The sequence below is a fragment of the Paraglaciecola sp. L3A3 genome (assembly GCF_009796765.1).
In the GTDB taxonomy this organism is placed as follows: Bacteria; Pseudomonadota; Gammaproteobacteria; order Enterobacterales; family Alteromonadaceae; genus Paraglaciecola.
The window spans coordinates 5,280,803-5,302,603 of the sequence record NZ_CP047023.1 but is presented as its reverse complement, the minus strand read 5'-3'; the positions used below and the strand labels follow the sequence as shown (position 1 = coordinate 5,302,603).

The 21,801-nt window shown below is 37.0% G+C and carries 20 protein-coding genes; 17 read left to right on the top strand and 3 right to left on the bottom strand.

The features are described 5' to 3' along the window. Positions 1-19: 19 nt before the first annotated feature. From GQR87_RS22055 to GQR87_RS21990, 14 genes are all read left to right on the top strand, one after another. Positions 20-844: an ATP-binding protein gene (locus tag GQR87_RS22055; protein WP_158972818.1), complete on the top strand. Its 825-nt coding sequence runs from the start codon at positions 20-22 to the stop codon at positions 842-844. 981 nt (positions 845-1,825) lie between these two features. Next, positions 1,826-3,739 (top strand): tRNA uridine-5-carboxymethylaminomethyl(34) synthesis enzyme MnmG, encoded by a 1,914-nt coding sequence (gene mnmG / locus GQR87_RS22050; protein ID WP_158972817.1) that lies wholly within the window; start codon positions 1,826-1,828, stop codon positions 3,737-3,739. Further along, positions 3,739-4,380 carry a 16S rRNA (guanine(527)-N(7))-methyltransferase RsmG gene (gene rsmG / locus GQR87_RS22045; protein ID WP_158972816.1) on the top strand — a complete coding sequence of 214 codons (642 nt, stop codon included), beginning with the start codon at positions 3,739-3,741 and terminating at the stop codon, positions 4,378-4,380. Before mnmG ends, rsmG begins: the two co-directional genes overlap by 1 nt. Before the next feature lie 85 nt (positions 4,381-4,465). Continuing rightward, positions 4,466-5,254 carry a ParA family protein gene (locus GQR87_RS22040; RefSeq protein WP_158972815.1) on the top strand — a complete coding sequence of 263 codons (789 nt, stop codon included), beginning with the start codon at positions 4,466-4,468 and terminating at the stop codon, positions 5,252-5,254. 41 nt (positions 5,255-5,295) lie between these two features. Further along, a complete protein-coding gene (locus GQR87_RS22035) occupies positions 5,296-6,171 on the top strand; it encodes a ParB/RepB/Spo0J family partition protein (RefSeq protein WP_158972814.1) in 876 nt (291 codons plus the stop codon). Positions 6,172-6,405: 234 nt separating this feature from the next. Next, a complete protein-coding gene (locus GQR87_RS22030) occupies positions 6,406-6,783 on the top strand; it encodes an ATP synthase subunit I (RefSeq protein ID WP_158972813.1) in 378 nt (125 codons plus the stop codon). Positions 6,784-6,856: 73 nt separating this feature from the next. Next, on the top strand, positions 6,857-7,657 hold the full coding sequence (gene atpB / locus GQR87_RS22025; RefSeq protein ID WP_158972812.1) for a F0F1 ATP synthase subunit A: 801 nt from the start codon (positions 6,857-6,859) through the stop codon (positions 7,655-7,657). Positions 7,658-7,778: 121 nt separating this feature from the next. After that, complete coding sequence (gene atpE / locus GQR87_RS22020; protein ID WP_008842484.1) at positions 7,779-8,027, top strand: F0F1 ATP synthase subunit C; 249 nt, start codon at positions 7,779-7,781, stop codon at positions 8,025-8,027. Between the two features lie 40 nt (positions 8,028-8,067). Further along, a complete protein-coding gene (atpF, locus tag GQR87_RS22015; RefSeq protein WP_158972811.1) occupies positions 8,068-8,538 on the top strand; it encodes a F0F1 ATP synthase subunit B in 471 nt (156 codons plus the stop codon). A gap of 14 nt (positions 8,539-8,552) precedes the next feature. Then, a complete protein-coding gene (atpH, locus tag GQR87_RS22010) occupies positions 8,553-9,086 on the top strand; it encodes a F0F1 ATP synthase subunit delta (RefSeq protein WP_158972810.1) in 534 nt (177 codons plus the stop codon). Positions 9,087-9,098: 12 nt separating this feature from the next. Continuing rightward, positions 9,099-10,640, top strand: a complete 1,542-nt coding sequence (gene atpA, locus GQR87_RS22005; protein ID WP_158972809.1) for a F0F1 ATP synthase subunit alpha — start codon at positions 9,099-9,101, stop codon at positions 10,638-10,640. Between the two features lie 66 nt (positions 10,641-10,706). Beyond that, positions 10,707-11,567, top strand: a complete 861-nt coding sequence (atpG, locus tag GQR87_RS22000; protein ID WP_158972808.1) for a F0F1 ATP synthase subunit gamma — start codon at positions 10,707-10,709, stop codon at positions 11,565-11,567. 31 nt (positions 11,568-11,598) lie between these two features. Next, the gene (atpD, locus tag GQR87_RS21995; RefSeq protein WP_158972807.1) at positions 11,599-12,984 is read left to right on the top strand and encodes a F0F1 ATP synthase subunit beta; all 1,386 of its coding nucleotides are present in this window, start codon (positions 11,599-11,601) and stop codon (positions 12,982-12,984) included. Positions 12,985-13,105: 121 nt separating this feature from the next. Continuing rightward, complete coding sequence (locus GQR87_RS21990; RefSeq protein ID WP_158972806.1) at positions 13,106-13,519, top strand: F0F1 ATP synthase subunit epsilon; 414 nt, start codon at positions 13,106-13,108, stop codon at positions 13,517-13,519. An 86-nt stretch (positions 13,520-13,605) separates the two neighbouring features. On the opposite strand, the gene GQR87_RS21985 is transcribed toward GQR87_RS21990, so the two are convergent. Together GQR87_RS21985 and GQR87_RS21980 are read right to left on the bottom strand one after the other, a co-directional pair. Beyond that, positions 13,606-16,560 (bottom strand): response regulator, encoded by a 2,955-nt coding sequence (locus GQR87_RS21985; RefSeq protein WP_158972805.1) that lies wholly within the window; start codon positions 16,558-16,560, stop codon positions 13,606-13,608. Positions 16,561-17,114: 554 nt separating this feature from the next. Next, complete coding sequence (locus GQR87_RS21980) at positions 17,115-17,732, bottom strand: tRNA-uridine aminocarboxypropyltransferase (RefSeq protein ID WP_158972804.1); 618 nt, start codon at positions 17,730-17,732, stop codon at positions 17,115-17,117. Between the two features lie 171 nt (positions 17,733-17,903). On the opposite strand from GQR87_RS21980, the gene GQR87_RS21975 reads away from it, so the two are divergent. The 3 genes from GQR87_RS21975 to GQR87_RS21965 are packed head-to-tail and all read left to right on the top strand — an operon-like array spanning position 17,904 to position 21,453. After that, entirely contained in the window at positions 17,904-19,877 is a 1,974-nt protein-coding gene (locus GQR87_RS21975) for a tyrosine-type recombinase/integrase (protein WP_158972803.1), read from the top strand. 1 nt (position 19,878) lies between these two features. After that, the gene (locus GQR87_RS21970) at positions 19,879-20,223 is read left to right on the top strand and encodes an MGMT family protein (RefSeq protein WP_158972802.1); all 345 of its coding nucleotides are present in this window, start codon (positions 19,879-19,881) and stop codon (positions 20,221-20,223) included. Between the two features lie 54 nt (positions 20,224-20,277). After that, positions 20,278-21,453: an HD-GYP domain-containing protein gene (locus GQR87_RS21965; RefSeq protein ID WP_158972801.1), complete on the top strand. Its 1,176-nt coding sequence runs from the start codon at positions 20,278-20,280 to the stop codon at positions 21,451-21,453. Between the two features lies 1 nt (position 21,454). On the opposite strand, the gene GQR87_RS21960 is transcribed toward GQR87_RS21965, so the two are convergent. Then, on the bottom strand, positions 21,455-21,637 hold the full coding sequence (locus GQR87_RS21960; RefSeq protein ID WP_158972800.1) for a hypothetical protein: 183 nt from the start codon (positions 21,635-21,637) through the stop codon (positions 21,455-21,457). Positions 21,638-21,801: the final 164 nt, after the last annotated feature.

Sequence of the window (21,801 nt, the reverse complement as noted above, 5' to 3'; positions counted from 1 at the left end):
AAATGGGATATTGAATCTAGTGGACAGTATAAAAAATAGAATTCAAAAATTAGGCAAAGCACTTGGCCGTCAGCATGTCCCCGATAATTACACTGACTATTCAAGCTTAAAAACAGAATATGAAGCCTTAGCCAATCGTGATGTAAAAATTTTACAAAAAGAAAGTAAAAAACAGCGTATTCAAGAAATTCAAGGCCGATCTGATCTCAATTCAAAATGGACTTTTGCTAATTTAATTGAAGATAGTGAAGATGTAATCGAAGCAGTGAGTTATGCCAGATCGTTTATTGCTGCCCATGAAGATTTGAGCTGGCGTAGAAGTGGTGCTCATATGATGATTTTCTATGGTGATTATGGCCGTGGAAAATCTCATACAGCAGGGGCCATAGCCCATGAATTAATCGAAAAATTTGAAATATCCGTATTATATAGACAACTATCTAGCATACTGGATATGCGATTATTTTCTTATGATTTCAGCGCAAATGATAATGCTGGTCAAAAATATCGTGAAATTAACCAGGAATTACTCGATGTAGATTTACTTATTTTGGATGAGGTATGTGTAAACGAAACAATACTTAAAAAGAATGCTCAAAGCTGGTTAGGCAACGTCTTAAGACAAAGACTAGCAAACCATAAGAATTGTATTTTAATTACCAACCACAACTTAATAGAGTTAGAAAACGCTATTGGCCGTTACTGTTTTGAATCGATTAAAGAATACGACACCTATAAAGTTAAATTTTCAGGTCCAAGTAGACGTAAAGAAATTATTCCTGCTCAACCAGAATCCCAACCCATTCAAAAAATGTCTGGTTATCAACCGAATCAAGTTAAATAAACGAGTCAGCAATCCCCTTCTATAATTAATACTAACAAGATATCAGTACATTGAAGAGTGCAGATATCTTGTTAGTAGATCATGCTCATTAGGGGCTGTTGATCTTTGCTGTATAAATTTTGTTCTAACTAAACGCTTTTTAATCGCGGCGCTGGTTTGCAGGCCTAATGGATTAAGTCAAAAATCAGCAACAAAGAGTAAAAAGCGTTTAGGACGAACCCTTCGGGCAGCGTTTGTGCGGCATTTCTACTGCCTCAGCACTCATTCATGTAGAACAACTACACCACAATCGTGCTTCATTGTATAAATACAGCACAACTCGCTGCAAAAACAGACAGAAAAGATCAACAGCCCCTAGTATTTTATGGTCCGCATAAACTAAAAAATCAGTAATATTTATGTGAATTAAAATCTAAAACTACATAAAAGCAGTTTTTTTATATATTTATATAAAATAATTTTTTAGATAATGATCAGAATTACCCATACCTGTTGATAAAGATCAAAATATTCGTAAGATTTAGATCTTTACCTTACAGATCAAGATCTAAGCAAAATAGATCACATTTTAGATCACAAGTTACGCACAGTTAGATCAAAAGATATGATTGTATGTGCATAAAAATGGGTATAACTAAGGTATAGTTCATTTATATCCACTGTATAGAAATAAGACAATATTCACCTGTGGATAAAATAGCTATTTATACCCACTTTATACCTGTTTGATCAACTGATATCCACATAGTCATGATCGAAGTAACCAATTGTTTTTAAAATGAAAAATAGGCTTATCAACAGAAAAGTGGCTGCTTAATAATAGTAATAATAAATAAAGATCTAAAAGATCCTATATATATAAAGTAGATCAAAGATCAGAAATTGAATGAATTTTAAGCATTTTACTTCTGCTCAATTACATATAGAATATGCGCCCCATTTTATCTGGGAAAATTTGATCAAAAGTAATAGAGGAATTTCATGTTTTATCAACAACAGTTTGACGTAATCGTTGTAGGTGGTGGTCACGCAGGTACTGAAGCTGCACTAGCTTCGGCACGTATGGGTGTAAATACTCTATTACTCACACACAATATAGAAACCTTAGGACAAATGTCTTGTAACCCAGCTATAGGTGGTATTGGTAAAGGCCATTTAGTAAAAGAAATAGATGCTCTGGGTGGCGCAATGGCCTGTGCAATAGACAAAGGCGGTATACAATTTAGAACTTTAAATTCAAGTAAAGGCCCAGCCGTAAGAGCAACAAGAGCCCAAGCAGATCGTTCACTTTATCGAGCTGAAATTAGAAAAATTATTGAAAACCAAGAAAATCTGACCTTATTTCAACAATCTTGCGATGATCTGATCGTTGAACAGGATCAAGTTGTAGGTGTTGTCACACAGATGGGCTTAAAATTCCGCGCTAAGGCTGTTGTAATCACTGTAGGCACCTTTTTAGGCGGTACCATACATATTGGCCTAGAAAATTATAAAGGAGGCCGTGCTGGCGATCCTCCTTCGATCGCATTGGCTGATCGACTTCGTGCATTACCGTTTAGAGTTGATCGCCTTAAAACAGGTACACCTGCAAGATTAGACGCCAGAACACTTAATTTTGGTGTAATGCAAAAACAACATGGTGATACACCCGTTCCTGTATTTTCATTTCTAGGTAAAGCCAGTGATCACCCTGAACAAATTCCTTGTTACATCACTTACACTAACGAAAAAACCCATGAAATAATACGCGGTGGGTTAGACAGATCTCCTATGTATACTGGGGTTATAGAAGGTATTGGTCCTAGATATTGTCCTTCAATTGAAGATAAAATCCATCGTTTTGCCGATAAAGATTCCCATCAAATTTTTGTTGAACCTGAAGGACTAAATAGCATTGAAGTTTATCCTAATGGTATATCAACAAGTCTGCCATTTGATGTGCAAATGAATTTAGTTCGTTCAATAAAAGGCTTTGAAAATGCACATATAATTCGACCGGGTTATGCGATCGAATATGACTTTTTTGATCCGCGGGATCTAAAACAAACTCTTGAGACAAAACATATTAATGGTCTTTTCTTTGCTGGACAAATAAATGGTACGACTGGGTATGAAGAAGCTGGCGCTCAAGGGCTTATCGCAGGGGCAAATGCAGCACTTCAAGTACAACAAAAAGATGAGTTAATTTTACGTAGAGATGAAGCTTATATGGGCGTTTTAGTTGATGATCTAGCGACTATGGGGACTAAAGAACCATATCGAATGTTCACTAGCCGTGCCGAATACCGATTATTATTGCGTGAAGATAACGCAGATATTCGTTTAACTGCTAAAGGTAGAGCCATAGGATTGGTTAATGATCAACGTTGGCAAGCATTTAACGAAAAATTAGAGGCTATCGAAATAGAAAGGCAACGCCTACGATCAACTTGGATCCATCCAAATCATGATGCAGTTTCAGAATTAAATACTATTTTGAAAAATCCGGTGAACCGTGAAAATACCCTAGAAGATTTGATCAGACGACCAGAAATGACTTATAAAAAATTGATGACTATTGGTAAGTTAGGTCCCGAAATAGCTAATGTTCAGGCAGCTGAACAAGTTGAAATTCAAATAAAATACGCCGGCTATATTGAACGTCAAAAAGATGAAATAGCTAAAACATTGCGTAATGAAAATACTTTAATTCCAATGGATTTTGATTTTAGTCAAATTTCAGGATTAAGTAATGAAGTGGTCGCTAAATTATCTGATGCGAGACCTGAAACCATTGGTAAAGCTGGCAGAATATCTGGTATTACACCAGCTGCAGTATCTTTACTATTAGTTTATTTAAAAAAACATGGTTTGTTAATTGGTAGCAGTAAACCAGCACAAAAAGTGTCTGTCTAATGCTTGAGTCTAGATTATTGACTGTTTTAGAAAATAGTTTACAAGATTGTAATCTAACGATCACTATCGATCAGCAACAGAAGTTGGTCGCTTTTGTAATCATGATTGATAAATGGAATAAAACCTACAATTTAACCTCTGTTCGTGACCCTGAACAAATGATGATTAAACATATAGTCGATTCTATTGTGGTTTCTCCTTATTTGGAAGAATCACAATATATCGATGTTGGAACAGGCCCTGGTTTACCTGGTATTCCATTGGCAATCATGTGTCCTGATAAAAATTTTATTCTGCTAGATAGTTTAGGCAAGCGTGTCCGTTTTATGAAACAAGTCGCCTATGAATTAAAAATTGATAATATTCAACCAGTACAATCAAGGGTGGAAGATTTTGAACCAGAAGTTAAATTAGATGGAGTGTTAAGTCGAGCTTTTGCTTCATTAAAAGATATGTTGCACTGGTGTCAACATCTGGTAGATTCCCAAGGCGTTTTTCTTGCGCTTAAAGGGCAACTACCAATTGCAGAAATTAACGAGTTGCCTGCAGAGTTTAAAGTGCTTGAAACTATTAGGTTAGATGTTCCCAAACTTGAAGGTGAACGTCATATTGTCAAAATTAAAAAACAATCAGTAGGCTAAAAGCTATCCTTGAAGCCTCTTATTATTCATAATGCTTGTATCTTTCAGATGTTTAATCTGCTGACTAAAAAATTGGATGACTATTTTGGGCAAAATCATTGCGATCGCGAATCAGAAAGGTGGTGTAGGTAAAACCACCACTGCGGTAAATGTTGCTGCCTCTATGGCTGCTACAAAACGGAAAGTACTACTTATCGATTTAGATCCCCAAGGCAATGCGACTATGGGTAGTGGTGTAGATAAATATAGTGTTGAAAACACTTGTTATGAACTGCTCATAGAAGAAAAACCCGTTGAAGAAGTATTAATTAAAGAAACATCTGGTAAATACGATTTAATAGCTGGAAATAGCGATATTACTGCTGCTGAAATTAAATTAATGGAAGTATTTGCTAGAGAAGTACGATTACGTAATGCACTAGCACCAGTCAAAAATTATTACGATTATATTTTTATTGATTGCCCTCCATCACTCAATCAACTGACTGTTAATGCAATGGCCGCAGCTGATTCTGTGTTGGTCCCTATGCAATGCGAGTATTACGCTCTTGAGGGATTGACTGCATTAATGGATACCATTAAAAAATTGGCATCTGTAGTAAACCCGCAATTAAAAATTGAAGGTGTGTTACGTACTATGTACGATCCGCGTAATAGATTAGCGAACGATGTTTCAGAACAGTTAAAACGTCATTTTGGTGATCAAGTATACAGAACTGTAATCCCTAGAAATGTCAGATTGGCTGAAGCGCCAAGTTTTGGTGCGCCAGCTATGTATTATGACAAATCATCAACAGGTGCAAAGGCGTATTTAGCTTTGGCTGGAGAAATATTACGTCGAAGTAAAAGTAATAATTTAGCTAACACTAATTAATCGTCAATTACAAAAACTACAATATCGATTTTGAGGAAAACATGTCTGCGAAAAAAAGAGGTTTAGGTAGAGGTTTAGATGCACTTTTAGCTACCAGTCAAAGCCAAAAGGGTAATAACACCGAAACTGAAGCGGCTGAACAACAAGGTGAACTACGTAAAGTCCCGGTAGAATTTTTACAACCTGGTAAGTATCAACCTCGAAAAGATATGTCACCTGAAGCATTGGAAGAATTAGCTTCATCAATCCGCTCTCAAGGTATTATTCAGCCAATAGTAGTACGAGAAATAGGTGACCATAAATACGAAATTATTGCTGGCGAAAGACGCTGGCGTGCTTCACAGATAGCACAATTAGATGTTATTCCATGCTTAATTAAAAATGTGCCTGATGAAGCTGCGGTTGCTATAGCACTAATCGAAAATATTCAGCGTGAAGATCTGAATGCCATGGAAGAAGCCCAAGCTTTAGATCGTTTAATGGTAGAATTTGACCTGACTCATCAAGAAGTCGCTACAGCAGTAGGTAAATCACGTACTACTGTGACTAATTTATTACGTCTTAATAATCTGAATGAAGATGTGAAATTGTTGCTTGAATATGGTGACATCGAAATGGGTCACGCTCGGGCATTATTAGCGCTTGAGGGAGAAGCTCAGACAGATGCTGCGCAAATAGTATCTGGTAAAGGTATGACTGTGCGTGACACTGAGAATTTAGTACGTAGATTATTAGAGCCTGCAAAAGAAAAAGCTCCCGTTAAAGAAGATCCTGATGTACAACGTTTACAGACGCAATTATCGGAGAATTTAGGCGCACCAGTGACTATTGCTCACAATGCAAAAGGTAAAGGAAAGCTCGTCATTAACTTCTCTAGCTTAGATCAACTGGATGGGATCTTAGGTCACATTAAATAAAAAAGTACATAATTATTTTTATAATCATTAAAAAAATGTTAATTTTTTAACTAGCGGATCAGAAAATTAACAATTCGCTAGCGCCTTTAAATATAAAGGCTTGTCGATATGTTGGTTATTATACGAATGCTGTTACAAATTTACTTTTTCTATTGTAAAAAATACTAACTTAAGTATACTTTTCGCGCTTTTCGTTAAGGTTTAAATACATCGAGGGAATAATTGGCTACTAGTTTGGCTCAACAAGGTAGGCAATTGGCTAAGAAGGTACTTTTTTGTCAAAGTATAGTTGCAGTAGCTGCAGCTTTATTATATTCGATTTTTTCAGGTAAATATGAAGGATTATCAGCACTTTATGGTGGTTTGATATGTGTATTACCGGGAGCTGTGTTTGCTTTCTTAGTTTTCAGATATGCCGGTGCTAGTCAAAATAAACTAGTAGTGCGGAGTTTTAACAAAGGAAGTAAGCTTAAATTTATTTTTACGATAGTGATGTTTGTTTTGGTTTATCAGTGGCAAAACTTGCAACCAATGGCGCTTTTAGTCGCATATGTCGTAACCTTAATGGCCCAATGGCCAATAATAATTTTTATGAATCGCGTTAATCGATAGTTTTTTATCAGTGATAAAAAATCGAAAACGAGATTGAATACAGATTTTTAACTTTAAAATTGTGGATGGTAAAATGGCAGGATCAGATGGCGGTCAAAGCGTCAGTGGTTACATTCAGCACCACTTAACTAATGCAACGGTTGGTGAAGGTTTTTGGACTTTTCACGTAGATACTTTAGCTTGGTCAATAGTGTTGGGTTTTATATTTATTCTAAGCTTTAGAGCGGTAGCTAAAAAAGCGACGACAGGTGTGCCAGGTAAATGGCAAGCTTGTGTTGAGCTTATCGTCGAATTTGTCGACGATACCGTTAAAAGTACTTATCACGGTAAAAGTGCATTAATCGCACCTTTAGCTTTAACCATATTTGTATGGGTATTGCTAATGAACTTCATGGATTTAATCCCTGTTGACTTTTTACCTTCATTTGCTCAATTTATTGGTGGTCAGTTGGGTTATGACCCGCATCATGTGTATATGAAAGTGGTACCCACTACTGATGTAAATATGACATTTGCCTTATCGATTGGTGTATTTGTTTTAATGATTTTTTATTCAATAAAAATCAAAGGTGTAGGCGGTTTCTTAAAAGAGCTATACGCACATCCTTTTAATACGCCTTGGTTATATTGGTTTAACTTTATTCTTGAAGTTGTTAGCTTAGTAGCTAAACCTTTATCATTGTCATTACGTTTATTTGGTAACTTATATGCCGGTGAACTAATCTTTATTCTTATTGCGGGCACCATTGGTTTATGGCAATTGCCATTACATTTTTTATGGGCAGCATTCCACTTGTTAGTCATTCCGTTACAAGCTTTCATATTCATGATGTTAACTATCGTGTATTTGAGTTTAGCAAGTGAAGAACACTAATTTTTTTGGAAAGAATTAGAACAGCTTCGGCTGGCCCAATTGGGTAAGGCAGGATGCCTAAATATAAAAAGTTTCAAACGTTTTTTTTTTAATTTTAACTTAAACATAAAGGTGAAAATCTATGGAAATCTTAGGTAATCTATATATCGCAGTTGGTATTTTGATTGGTCTATGCGCGCTAGGGCCAGCTATTGGCTTTGGTATTTTAGGTGGTAAATTTCTTGAGTCGGCAGCACGCCAACCTGAGCTTGCTCCTACCCTACAAGTAAAAATGTTCATCGTAGCAGGTCTTATTGATGCTATCGCGATGATTGGTGTAGCTATCGCTCTTTTCTTGTTGTTCGTTGAAAGCGCAAAGTTTGCTGTATAAGCACCTTACTACACACTAACGAATAAGAGGAGTAGCGGTCTTGAACATCAATGCCACTCTACTTGGTGAACTGATAGCATTTATATTCTTCGTGTGGTTCTGCATGAAGTTTGTATGGCCCCCGATTATGGGTGCTATCGAAGAACGCCAACAAAAAATTGCTGATGGTTTAGCTGCGTCAGAACGAGGTGAAAAAGACCTCGAGCTAGCACAAGCTAAAGTAAGTGATCAGCTTAAAGAAGCTAAAGCGCAAGCAGCAGATATTATCGAACAAGCCAAAAAGCGTGGTTCAACTATTGTTGACGAAGAAACGCAACGTGGCCATTCCGAGCGTGAGAAAATCATTGCTCAGGGATACTCAGAGATTGAAGCAGAAAGAAACCGCACAAAAGAAGAGTTACGTAAACAAGTAGCTGCTTTGGCTGTTGCCGGTGCTGAAAAAATCCTTGAGCGTGAAATTGATGCTGCAGCACAAAGTGACATAGTTGAAAAACTTGTCGCTGAGCTATAAGGGGAAAATGAGCTATGTCTGAATTGACTACTATCGCTCGCCCTTACGCGCAAGCTGCGTTTGATTATGCGGTTGAGAGTAAAACTGTTCCACAATGGCAAGAAATGCTTGCCTTTGCTGCAGAAGTATCTAAAAACGAAACTGTTAAAGCATTATTAACTGGTTCGGTAGCAGCAGAAAAACTCGCTGAGATTTTTAACGGCGTGTGTGGTGAACAACTCGACCAACAGGGTCAGAACCTTGTACAGGTTTTGGCTGAAAATAGACGTTTACAAGCGTTGCCTGATATTTCTGTTTTGTTTAATCTGCTTAAAGCTGATTTTGATAAAGAGATAGATGTTGATATTACTTCAGCAGTCAAACTCAACAAAAAACAACAGACAGAAATTGGCGCTTCGCTTGAAAAACGCCTTGAAAGAAAAGTTAAGCTGAATTGTAGCGTGGATCCTGAATTGATTGCCGGTGTACTTATTAAAGCCGGTGATACAGTTATTGACGGTTCACTTCGTAGTAAATTAAACCGTCTGTCAGACGCGTTACAAGCATAACGGGGAAAGAGCATGCAACTGAATTCCACTGAAATTGCCGAACTAATCAAACAACGTATTGAGAAGTTCGAAGTAGTAAGTGAAGCTCGAAATGAAGGTACTATTGTTGGTGTAACCGACGGTATTATCCGTATACATGGCCTTGCTGATGTAATGCAAGGTGAAATGATTGAGCTTCCAGGTAGTCGTTACGCTATCGCATTGAACTTAGAGCGTGACTCTGTAGGTGCGGTAGTTATGGGTCCATACGCTGACTTACAAGAAGGCGTAAAAGTAAAATCATCTGGCCGTATCTTAGAAGTACCAGTAGGTCGTAACCTACTTGGTCGTGTAGTTAACACGCTAGGTGCTCCTATCGATGGCAAAGGCGCTATTGAAGCAGATGGTTATGAACCTGTAGAAAAAATTGCACCGGGCGTTATCGAACGTCAATCGGTAGACCAACCTATTCAAACTGGTTATAAATCAGTTGATGCCATGATCCCAGTAGGTCGTGGACAACGTGAATTGGTAATTGGCGACCGTCAAACCGGTAAAACTGCATTAGCGATTGATGCCATCATCAATCAAAAAGATTCTGGTGTTAAATGTGTTTACGTAGCGATTGGCCAAAAAGCCTCTACTATTGCTAACGTAGTACGTAAGTTAGAAGAGCATGGCGCTATGGGTCACACCATTGTTGTTGCTGCTTCTGCTTCAGAATCTGCAGCATTACAATACTTGGCTCCTTACTCTGGTTGTACCATGGGTGAGTATTTCCGTGACCGCGGTGAAGATGCTTTGATCGTATATGATGACTTGTCTAAACAAGCTGTTGCATATCGTCAAATTTCACTATTGTTACGTCGTCCGCCAGGTCGTGAAGCGTATCCTGGAGATGTTTTCTATCTTCACTCTCGTCTTCTTGAACGTGCTGCACGTGTAAATGATAAATATGTTGAGCGTTACACTAAAGGTGAAGTAACAGGTAAAACAGGTTCTTTAACTGCATTACCTATTATTGAAACTCAAGCTGGTGACGTATCTGCTTTCGTACCTACTAACGTAATTTCGATTACCGATGGTCAGATCTTCTTAGAAACAGATTTGTTCAACGCTGGTATCCGTCCTGCGGTTAACGCTGGTATTTCGGTATCTCGTGTTGGTGGTGCAGCCCAGACTAAAATCATCAAAAAACTAGGTGGCGGTATTCGTCTAGCCCTAGCTCAGTATCGTGAATTAGCGGCTTTCTCGCAATTTGCATCTGATCTTGATGACGCTACTCGTGCTCAATTAGAGCATGGTGAGCGAGTAATGGAATTAATGAAACAAAACCAATATGCACCACTTTCGGTTGCTGATATGGGTGTTTCATTGTTTGCTGTTGAAAAAGGTCATTTAAAAGGTGTTGAACTAGATAAAATTCTAGATTTCGAAGCCTCTTTGCACTCTTTTATGAACAGTGAATATAGCGAGCTGATGAACACTATCAACACAACAGGTAATTTCGACAAAGAAATTGAAGCCACACTTAACGAAGCTTTAGAAAAATTTAAAGCGACACAAACGTGGTAATCAATTTGACCACTGCGCTTTTATAAGCTTAGTGGTCACTAAGTTGAATAATCGGAGATAGAGTTTATGGCTAGCGGTAAAGAGATAAAAGGTAAGATCGGCAGTATTAAAAATACTCAGAAGATCACCAGCGCTATGGAAATGGTTGCAGCGTCTAAAATGAAAAAGGCGCAAGATCGTATGGCTTCAAGCCGTCCATATGCTGAGAACATTCGAAGTGTGATCGGTCACCTAGCTAACGCTAACCTTGAATATCGCCATCCATATTTGGAAGACCGCGAAGTTAAACGCGTCGGTTATATCGTTATTTCTACAGACCGTGGATTATGTGGTGGTTTAAACACCAACGAATTCAAAATGGTCGTGAAAGAAGCGAAAAAATGGCAAGAACAAGGTGTCGAAACTGATTTTGCAGCATTAGGTGCTAAATCAGTCGCATTCTTTAACCGTTTTGGTGGCAATGTATTAGCTGCTGAATCTGGTTTAGGTGATGCGCCAACTGTCAATGAAATCATTGGCCTAGTGCGTATCATGTTGGATGCATTTAACGATGGCAAAATAGACCGTTTATATTTGGTATTTAATAAGTTTGTTAATACCATGGCGCAAGAGCCAAAGATCGATCAATTGTTACCTTTGCCTAAATCTGAAGAAAAAGAATTACAACATCGTTGGGACTATATTTATGAACCTGATCCTAAGCCTATCTTAGATATGCTTCTGGTACGTTTTATAGAGTCTCAAGTATATCAAGGCGTAGTTGAAAATGCAGCGTCTGAGCAAGCAGCTCGTATGGTAGCCATGAAAGCGGCAACTGATAATGCGGGTGATATTATCGATGACTTGCAGTTGATATATAACAAAGCACGTCAAGCAGCAATTACGCAAGAAATCAGCGAAATTGTTAGCGGCGCGGCAGCGGTGTAGGCAATGGTTTTAGAATTTAAGAGGAATTAACATGAGTCAAGGTAAGGTCGTCCAAATTATTGGCGCCGTAGTGGACATTGAGTTTCCACAAGATTCGGTTCCAAAAATATATGATGCATTGCGAGTTACCGAAGGTGATTTGCAAGGTTTGACCCTTGAAGTACAACAGCAACTTGGCGGCGGCGTAGTTCGTTCCATTGCAATGGGTACCACTGACGGTTTACGTCGTGGCCTAGCTGTTGAAAACAGTGGTGAAGCTATTCAAGTCCCAGTTGGTACGGCTACTTTAGGTCGTATCATGGATGTATTGGGTAACCCAATCGACGAAGCAGGCCCAATTGGTGAAGAAGAGCGTATGTCTATTCACCGTGAAGCGCCTACTTATGAAGATCAATCAAGTTCAGTTGAACTACTAGAAACAGGCATCAAAGTTATCGACTTAGTATGTCCTTTCGCTAAAGGTGGTAAAGTTGGATTGTTCGGTGGTGCCGGTGTTGGTAAAACTGTAAACATGATGGAATTGATTCGTAACATCGCTATCGAGCACAGTGGATACTCAGTATTTGCAGGTGTTGGTGAGCGTACTCGTGAAGGTAACGATTTCTATCACGAAATGAACGAATCAAACGTACTAGATAAAGTATCGTTAGTTTACGGTCAAATGAATGAGCCTCCTGGAAACCGTTTACGTGTTGCCTTGACTGGTTTGACAATGGCTGAGAAATTCCGTGACGAAGGTCGTGACGTATTATTCTTCGTAGATAACATTTACCGTTATACACTAGCTGGTACAGAAGTATCTGCACTACTAGGCCGTATGCCTTCTGCTGTAGGTTACCAGCCTACCCTAGCTGAAGAAATGGGTGTACTACAAGAACGTATCGCGTCTACTAAGACTGGTTCAATCACATCTATCCAAGCGGTATACGTACCTGCGGATGATTTGACCGATCCGTCACCAGCCACAACATTTGCTCACTTAGATGCAACAGTTGTATTGTCTCGTGATATCGCCTCTTTGGGTATCTACCCTGCGGTTGACCCACTTGATTCTACTTCTCGTCAACTTGATCCTTTAGTTATCGGTCAAGAGCACTACGATACAGCACGTGGCGTGCAATCAGTATTGCAACGTTATAAAGAATTGAAAGATATTATTGCGATTTTGGGTATGGATGAATTGTCTGAAGAAGATAAACAGTCTGTATCTCGTGCTCGTAAAATCCAACGTTTCTTGTCACAGCCTTTCTTCGTAGCTGAAGTATTTACTGGTTCTCCTGGTAAGTATGTTTCTTTGAAAGACACCATTAGTGGCTTTAGAGGTATCTTGGAAGGTGAATATGATCACTTACCAGAGCAAGCTTTCTACATGGTTGGCTCTATCGAAGAAGCAAGTGAGAAAGCTAAAAACATGTAATTTTCGGCCTATTTAGTCGAGACTTTTAGTTGGGAGTGTATAGGATAATTAAACCCTTACACTTCCTACTAAATTTACAACTAAATGGATTCGAAAAACCTGTTTTTAATTGGAGGTTTTTATGGCAATGACCGTACATCTAGACGTAGTAAGCGCCGAAACCAGTATTTTTTCTGGTCTTGTTGAAGCTATTCAGATAACAGGTAGTGAAGGTGAACTAGGTATACATCCTGGGCATGCACCTTTATTAACTACTCTGTTACCTGGTATGGTACGTCTAGTTAAGCAACACGGTGATGAAGAAAATATCTACATCAACGGTGGCGTGCTAGAAATACAACCTGGTACAGTGACTGTATTGGCTGATACTGCTATTCGTGCAGAAGATTTAGACGAACAAGCAGCGCTTGATGCGAAAAAACACGCAGAAGAGCATATTGCCAATCCAAGTGCCGATTTTAATTATGCTGAAGCAGCCATTGAGCTAGCAGAAGCAATTGCTCAGTTAAGGTTAATCCAAAAACTGCGTAAGTAATTAAATATAAATATCTGAACATATTATTTTTAATATGTTTCATGTGGAACCTGACTCGGTAAATACTTAGTCAGGTTTTTTTATATTTAGAGCTGTAAGCCAGAATTTAACTTTTTGCGCAATAATAGAATGTTCTGCTCAACTTGTTGAACTAAGTTTAAACACTTGTTATGTTGCCAATCCCCCTCTTTTAATAACTCTTCTAATAATCCCAGAGCTGAAATAGATTGTTCTAAGGCAAAGTCATTAATAGGAAGTAAAAGTTTGTAGAAATAAAGCATAGCGTTGTTTACTTGGTTATTTTCTATAGCGGCTTTTAGTTCGGTTAACAAAGTTTCAGATTGCTTAGTAAACAAAGCAATACTATTGATGAATGTTTCAATACTGTTGTGGTGATTTATAATTGCTTGGGGGATATTAATTCCTGGTAAGTCAGTGCACAATCGCGCTAATTCAATGATTTTTGGCAATTCATAGGTCACTGCAATTTCGTCATCTTGCAGGGCATAGTGCTCTATATCAGCAAATCTTTCCCCAATTAAATCGTAGCCAAAAGATGCGGCTGAACCTTTTATTTTGTGAGCTATATCACTGATTAATCTTAAGTCTCTGTGGGTAAGAGCGACTTGAACTTGGTCAATTTGTTCTATCAGATCTGCTTGATAGTCTTGTATTAGGCTTAACATATCGTCATTAAAAATAGGATTATCAATATCACCATGCTTGGTAAGGTATTTCTCGAGTATATCTACAAAGTGCTGTCTAGAAATGGGTTTGGCCAAGTAGTCAGAAAAACCTAAGCGCAAATAATCCTCAACTTCATGTTTCATATTGTTTGCTGTTAAAGCTATTACTGGGGTGTAGTTACCTGCTAAACGGATTTGTTTTAATACCTCAGTACCAGTCATCTTGGGCATATGTATATCGAGTAAAATCAAATCAAAACTTTGATATAAAAGAGTATCCAAAGCCTGTTTACCATCCGCAACTTCAAAAACACTGATTTTCATTCTCTTTAGTAATAAAGCAATGAGTTCTCTATTTGTGGGGTGATCATCGGCGAGTAATATTTTGTGGTCAGAAAAATTGGGCAGTGCAGTTTGTTTTACAGATTTAACTGGGATGGGTTGTGGTATTTCATTGATATTATGAATCCAACTTGAATGTTCGGGTAATAGTAATTTCATATCAAGGGTAAAACAGGATCCTTGTTTGGGTTTGCTATCGATTGATATATTACCGTTTAAACCCCTGGCTAAGCGTTGGGATATACTTAGTCCTAAGCCTGTACCGCCAAATCTACGATTAATTGAGCTATCAGCTTGGGCGAAAGGTTCAAATAGTTTTTGCTGCTGCTGAGGCGATATACCTTCACCAGAATCCTTGATCTTTATCTGCAGATTTTCATTGTTAACAGATACTGATAGGCCTATAAATCCTTGTTCTGTAAATTTGAGCGCATTGTTGGTTAAATTAAATAAAATTTGTTTTAAACGTGTGGGATCTGTAATTATCTGTGCAGGTAATGGGTATTGGTATTCTAAATAAAAGTTTAAACCCTTGTCTCTGGCTCTTTTACCGACAATAGACTCTATTTGTGCTAATACCGCAAACAAAGGCGTTGGGATACTTTCGTAATCTAACTTGTTGGCTTCAATTTTAGTAAGATCCAATATATCGGTAATGATACTTAATAAGTGATTACCATTTTCTGAAATTATCCGGGTTACTCTATCTTGTTCTGTTTTAGCTATATCACCTAATAAAATTCCGTCAGCATAACCAATTATCGATGTTAAAGGTGTCCTGATTTCATGACTCATAGTTGCCAAAAACTGACCTTTGGCTTCACTTGCTTCGATAAGTTCTGTATTAGTTTGTTCGAGTTGTTGATTAGCCAAGCGTAACTTTCTAGTTTGAATATTAACTGTTTGTTCAAGACTATTATTGAGTTCAATGTTCTTTTGATTAGTGATGGCTAGTTTGTCGGCTAATGCAAAAGCGAGAAATATAGCGTCGATTGTTCCACCAATAAGCGTAACTAATTCAGAATTTTCTAATAAATCAGGTAATAAACCAATATTAGCGGGCAAAATAAAGCTTGCCGGAATTAACAAGGAGATAAACGCCATGAGAAAATATCCTGCTGGCCGAAAGTTATTAAGCCAACATTTTATACCTGCGACAATAGCAGTAATTATCCAAATACCAATTGTTATTGTAGCGATACTATTAGCATAACTAACCATGAATATTGATAATGGGAATAGACTAAAGGAAACAAGACCATTTATTTTTAGTATTTTAGCTAAAGTAGGAAAGTGACTGTCTAAGTGTAAGAAGGTTATACAAAAATATCCGCCCACCAAAGGAAGAACAAAAAATGGGATATAAATTAATTCTATAAAATGAAAGTCGAACAAGTAATTGGGTACTTGAAAAACAAATGCCCAGCCTAGAAAATATGTGAATAGATATAGGGCATAAAATAAATGGCTTTTATCATTTGATCCAGCGAACACAAATAAGTTGTAAAGACCTAAGGCGAGGAGTGCACCCAACAAGGAAGTGATCAATACACTGTCAAATAAATTGTTTTTTTGATAGAGCTGCTTTGTGATTAATTCTATTTTAGGTTGTGAAGCGAAGTAGCGACTTTGAACACGTATAAGAACTTGGTAGGGGACTGCCGCTTCTAAAGTGATTTTCTGACCATATTGAAAAGGATAGTCATTGGCTTGATAGTAACCACTCTTTTGCTGAACAAATTGTGTATCTTTAAACCAATAATAATCCACGTATTCAATAATAGTATTGTTTATATCTAGCACCCATTCTGCCGTATGCGCTTGAGCAGGAATTTTTAGGTGATACCAATATTTGCCCCCCGTCAGTTTTATTTTATCTGTAGAGTTAAATTGTGACAGCCATGGCTCAATACTTTTAGCTTGATTAGGCGGGCTTAAATTAAGCTCAGTTTGATAAATACTTACATCGTATTTGATTTTAGGGGAATTCGAAATGGCTAAAGTGTTAGCCATTAAAGGAGCGCTCACTAGAGGGCTTAGAATCACCAATATAAAGTTTGATAGTAATAGAATGTTTTTAAAAAATAACAAATTAACTTCCACTTCTTAGTTAATTAATCTAGAGGTGTATATATTCAGCCCCTAGTACTTTCTGTTTTTCTTGGTGTTTATTCAAGCTTATACCAATTCATATTAATAAGTGATCACTCAGAATGCATCCAGCGGTTTTTGAACAAGGCGTCGGTGTGAAGGAATGGTTGTTCCCTTTCAAATACCGAGAACGCAGGGCAAAAGCCGCTGGGGCATTCCTTTCAGGTGAGTTTTAAATGCGCTTACTGTGTGTTGCTTTAACTCAAAAGAGCACCACTATTCCTTCATTCAAGCGCCTTGATTAAGCGCATTCAAACTCTCGCTGAGTGGGCATTTATTATTACGGATTGGTATTAAATAAACACAAAATAGGTTATTCCGAACAGAACTAATTTAAATTTATGAAATCAATTTGTAGTTTCTAGATTGATAATATTTTTTACCTAGGTAGATAATGTAGAAAAATTGTTACAAATTCAATTGGAATTATGCATGTTTTTAAAACTTAGCTGCTGCATTTTTAAAAATAGCTGAATCAAAGGGGAACAATTCACTTGTTGTGTTTTAGATAATACATAGGCAACTGCTTCTAATGTAGAAAGGCTATTTTCTTGTTTGGTTTGCCTAATTTTGTATTGATTTGTAGGAGGTTGGTCAAAATGCCAACTGTCTAATTGATGTAACCATGGATTTAAATGCCACATTTTTAATGCTTTACGCCATGACGCATCAATAAAAATTAAGCTGTGCCCCTGATTATATATAGATGCTTTAGGCGAACAATGTAAGGTCGATTCAATCGCCATACTATGAACATTGGGGTAACAAAGACTAAAGTTATGCGGCTGTTGCCCTACTCTGTTAACTAGTTGAGCAAAATCATTGCTATTTTCTCCCTGTAATACCTCAATATTGTGTAAGCCAAGTTGCAATAACTTGACTGTATTCTTAGCATGTTTTGCTTCTTGCGGATGTTGTAAAATAATCAACGGAATAGGTGAACTAATAGGTTTAATCCATTGACATAAACAAGTGGATTCTGGGTAAGTACAGCTGCCGCAATGTTTTCTTTTGTTAACTTGTTTATTTTGCATTTTATTTAATCAAGTACTACGTATAATCGAAAAATTATGGTTAGATTGAAGTCATTTATGATAAAACTGACTTAGAAATTTTAGCAAAATTTAAAATAGCATGGATGGTTATGTTCCTAATTAAAAATAAACTTTTATTCATTCCAACAAATTTATGGATAGCTTAGTCCAATGTCTATCAATAAAGTTGAATATATCCCCAATCAATCATTTAACAATTCTTCTCCAGATAATAGTGAGCAAGAGGCTAAAAAAATACAGCAGCAAAAGTGGCGGGTACTATTTGGTACATTTATTATTATTGCTGTTTTAGCAAACACTTGGATTTGGACTCGGCCGCCAGTCTTTGAAAGTCAGGCAATTTTGCACTTTTCATTTCCATCACAAACAGAATTAGAGTTTTCTCAAGTTGCAGAACGCAAGGTAGAGGCTCATCAACAAAAGTTATTAAGTAATAGTGTGCTGCAAACTGTATCTCAGGCTTTGATGGCTGATGGATATGCGATTGCAGCACAAGATAAGCAAAAAATGTTTAAAGCAGAAGTATCTGGTAGGTTGATCACTTTATCTGTTGAGCATACAGAGCGACAAATATTACAGCCTGTTTTAGAAACTTGGCTGTCAAATTACCTAGAATTAGAGTCCTCTGAAAAACAAAAAAATAACTCAGAAGAAATGGATACGGCTAATCTTCAATTATTGGCAATTAAAGAAAAAATAGCGGCTAAGCAACAAGAACTAAGTCTATTTGCTGAAGCAAATGATATTACATCGCTAGAACGTGATGAAAATAGAATACTTAATAAAATAAAATCCTTAAGTGCAAACTTAGATGCAGCAATTGCAGAACAAACCTCAGCCCAAGCCTTGTTAAATAGTTTGCGCCAGTCAGTAAAAAAAGGCCAACCTATTATTAGAGACATTGATAAGGCCCAGATTAATAGCACTAAACAAAATATACAGTTATTAAAAAGTGAGTTAGTGATTCTTGAAGAAAAATACACTCAAGCTTATCTTGCTCGAGATCCCAGTATTGTCCGTAAACAAGAGTCATTGGATGCTTTAGAGAAGTCTTTAATTGAACAATTAGCAGAAAGTAAAAGTTATTACCTACAAGACGCTGAGCGTGACCTAGAAGCCGCTAACGATAGAGTAGAACTGACTAAAGAACAGTTCAAAAGCCAAAACCAACAAGCCCAGGCTTTTAATCAAAAGTTACAAGAATACAAAATTATTAATTCTGAATTGAGCGCGATACAAGAACAAGCGCAAACTATTCGTACTCACCTAGTAAAACAAGAGGTATCACAACCTTTTGATGCAAAAATATCGGTGTTAGAAGCGCCTTTTACTCCTGATTTTGCTAGCGGCCCTGATTATTGGTATATGACAATCATTAGTTTACTAGCAGCTACGGGCGCAGGGGTTTTTGCGTTGTTATTGTTTGGTTATATAGTTAAACAAAAGCAACCAAATCAGGCGGCTACTAACTTTGTAGTTATGCCTGGTCAAACAGTAAATAGAACATTGGAACAGTTAACTCATGAGCAACAAGCATTGCTACAAAGCGGTGAAACAAATCTGCGTATAAACCAGCAAGATAAAATGCAACCGAGTCCATTGAGGTTGTTATCTGCTGCTGAGAATCAAGCCTTATATGCGGCGGCGAATAAACAAGGAAAAGCCTTATTGGCTTTAGTGTATTCGGGATTAAACTTAAGTGAGATATCGATTCTGACTAAAACTAACTTTACAGACAACTTTTCGAAAATTTTAGTTTCAGGAGAATATGCACGAACTCTAACATTAAGTAAAAGTTATATATCAGCAATAAAAGATTTGTGTGAACTTAAAAGTGACGCAGATTCAATTTGGTCAAATATTAATAGTGAAAATGACCTTTTACAGATTCTTGCTAATTCCGCCCATGACGCAGAGATTAATAATCCTGAACAGGTTGATGTTCGAATGTTAAGGCATTGTTTTATTACTTACTTAGTTGCACAAGGTGCCAAACTGAATGATCTTGAACAAATTGTCGGCTATGTCTCGCTTAGTGATTTAGCGCAATATCGGACAGTTCAACGGCAAGGTAAGTTGTTAGATTTAGCTGATATTGACTTAAATTATCCTTTAAGAGTTTAATGTGACCACTGCAACTCATTACCAACATATTTGGCGTACTGTGCAGCTTATCCCCTCAGGGAAAGTAGCAAGTTACGGGCAATTAGCTGATTTAGCTGGTTTACCTGGGCGTGCTAGGTTAGCGGGAAAGTCCTTAGCCCTTGCTCCAAAAAGTTTGCAATTACCTTGGTATAGAGTACTTCGTTCAAACGGACAATTAGCATTTCCTTTAGGCTCTGAACAAGCTAATTTACAAAAAGGTTTGTTACAGAAAGAAGATGTAGTGGTATTAAATAATCGTGTCAATATGAGATTATTTCAGTGGTCGCCAAATTTAATCGATATTTTATGTAAATTAGAGTATTGAATTACCCTATGGTTAATGTTTAATTTAATCATTTAGATTTAGTTGGATTCGCTAGTGTTAAAAACTTTTGATATAGACAAATTAGAAGTAGGCATGTTTGTTGATTCTATTGGCAAACAAACAGGCCATTTAAAAATTAAAAGTCGTGGTCGAATAACTAGCTCCAAAGCTATTGAACATTTAAAAAATCAAGGAATTGAGCAAGTCATTGTGGATTTAAGTAAACAACTTAAATCAGAGGAACCCGAACAAGAAGAACCCTGCAGTACTAAAAAAGATAAAAACGTATCATTTGCAGATGAAATTGTTACTGCCGCTAGATTGTTTGAGCAAGGTAAATGTTTACAAAAAAAACTACTGAACAGAATAGCCAGAAATCTACCTATTGATCTAGCTGTGCATGAAGAGTTCACAACTGATTTAGTTTCATCTATAGATCGCAACCCAGATGCACTTATGTGTATGTCTAAAATTCGTGAAAAAGATTCTTATTTGTTAGAACACTCTCTTAATGTTGCAATTTTATTGGCCAATTTTGCAAAAAAAATGGGATTGGATGACGATCAAGTTCAAGAGATTGCCTTATCTGGGTTTTTACATGACATAGGGAAAATAAATATTCCCGATGAAATATTGCATAAGCCTGGTCGTTTAACTGACGATGAAATGGATATTATGCGAAAACATGTGCAGTTGGGTACTGATGTTTTATTAGACATGGATATTCCGGCATCAATTATTCGTACTATTGGAGAACATCACGAAAGGTTAGATGGTTTAGGTTACCCTAAACAATTAAAGGCACAGGATATAAGCATGTTTGGCCGAATGATTGCTATAGCTGATACCTACGATGCTATTACTGCAAATCGTTGTTATAAAGCGGGCATGTCTTCTAAGAAAGCCTTGCAAATAATTGTCAAAGACACACCTGAAAAGTATGACAAAAAATTGCTGCTGCAATTTGTTAAAAGTGTCGGTATTTATCCTGTCGGTACATTGGTGAAACTAAATAATGAAAAAATAGCGATGGTGCTACAGCAGCATATTAGTGAAACGACTAAACCTAAAGTAAAAGTGTTTTATTCAGTTAAAGGTAATCACTATATACCAGCAACTGATATTGATCTTTCAACCTCAACTAATAGCATTAAGATTGTGGAGTCGGTGGTAGCAAGTGACTACAAAATTGACTTTAATAAATATTTTAAAGAATCTATAGTGGTATAAATTAAGCTATTTCAGCTTCTTTCATGATCAAAATTAATTGATCGGTTGTCACATCAGATGGGCAAATCCCTTTGTTGACTAATTCTTCGCGAATTAATTCGGGATCCTGTGAATTAAAAGAGTCACTATTACGTTGAACGTAACGAGCTAATTTTTGTTGCAGTTTGCGGGTTAAACAAGACATCTGTACTTCTCAATCAGAGTTATATTACCCAATAAGTGGGCATGAAAATATTATGTGCTTAGTATATTGAATAATGGTAATAAACAACTTATTAACCAAGTTTTTTATTATAATCAATAAACAGGCCAATAATTAAATTTCTTAAAATTCAATGATATAGAGTT

Bases quoted from the DNA above. Each gene is read 5' to 3' on its own strand.
- GQR87_RS21985 (WP_158972805.1), bottom strand. From the start codon at position 16,560: ATGGCTAACACTTTAGCCATTTCGAATTCCCCTAAAATCAAATACGAT.
- atpH (WP_158972810.1), top strand. From the start codon at position 8,553: ATGTCTGAATTGACTACTATCGCTCGCCCTTACGCGCAAGCTGCGTTT.
- atpA (WP_158972809.1), top strand. From the start codon at position 9,099: ATGCAACTGAATTCCACTGAAATTGCCGAACTAATCAAACAACGTATT.
- mnmG (WP_158972817.1), top strand. From the start codon at position 1,826: ATGTTTTATCAACAACAGTTTGACGTAATCGTTGTAGGTGGTGGTCAC.
- GQR87_RS21980 (WP_158972804.1), bottom strand. From the start codon at position 17,732: ATGCAAAATAAACAAGTTAACAAAAGAAAACATTGCGGCAGCTGTACT.
- atpE (WP_008842484.1), top strand. From the start codon at position 7,779: ATGGAAATCTTAGGTAATCTATATATCGCAGTTGGTATTTTGATTGGT.
- GQR87_RS21990 (WP_158972806.1), top strand. From the start codon at position 13,106: ATGGCAATGACCGTACATCTAGACGTAGTAAGCGCCGAAACCAGTATT.
- GQR87_RS21975 (WP_158972803.1), top strand. From the start codon at position 17,904: ATGTCTATCAATAAAGTTGAATATATCCCCAATCAATCATTTAACAAT.
- GQR87_RS22035 (WP_158972814.1), top strand. From the start codon at position 5,296: ATGTCTGCGAAAAAAAGAGGTTTAGGTAGAGGTTTAGATGCACTTTTA.
- rsmG (WP_158972816.1), top strand. From the start codon at position 3,739: ATGCTTGAGTCTAGATTATTGACTGTTTTAGAAAATAGTTTACAAGAT.
- atpD (WP_158972807.1), top strand. From the start codon at position 11,599: ATGAGTCAAGGTAAGGTCGTCCAAATTATTGGCGCCGTAGTGGACATT.
- atpB (WP_158972812.1), top strand. From the start codon at position 6,857: ATGGCAGGATCAGATGGCGGTCAAAGCGTCAGTGGTTACATTCAGCAC.
- GQR87_RS21960 (WP_158972800.1), bottom strand. From the start codon at position 21,637: ATGTCTTGTTTAACCCGCAAACTGCAACAAAAATTAGCTCGTTACGTT.
- atpG (WP_158972808.1), top strand. From the start codon at position 10,707: ATGGCTAGCGGTAAAGAGATAAAAGGTAAGATCGGCAGTATTAAAAAT.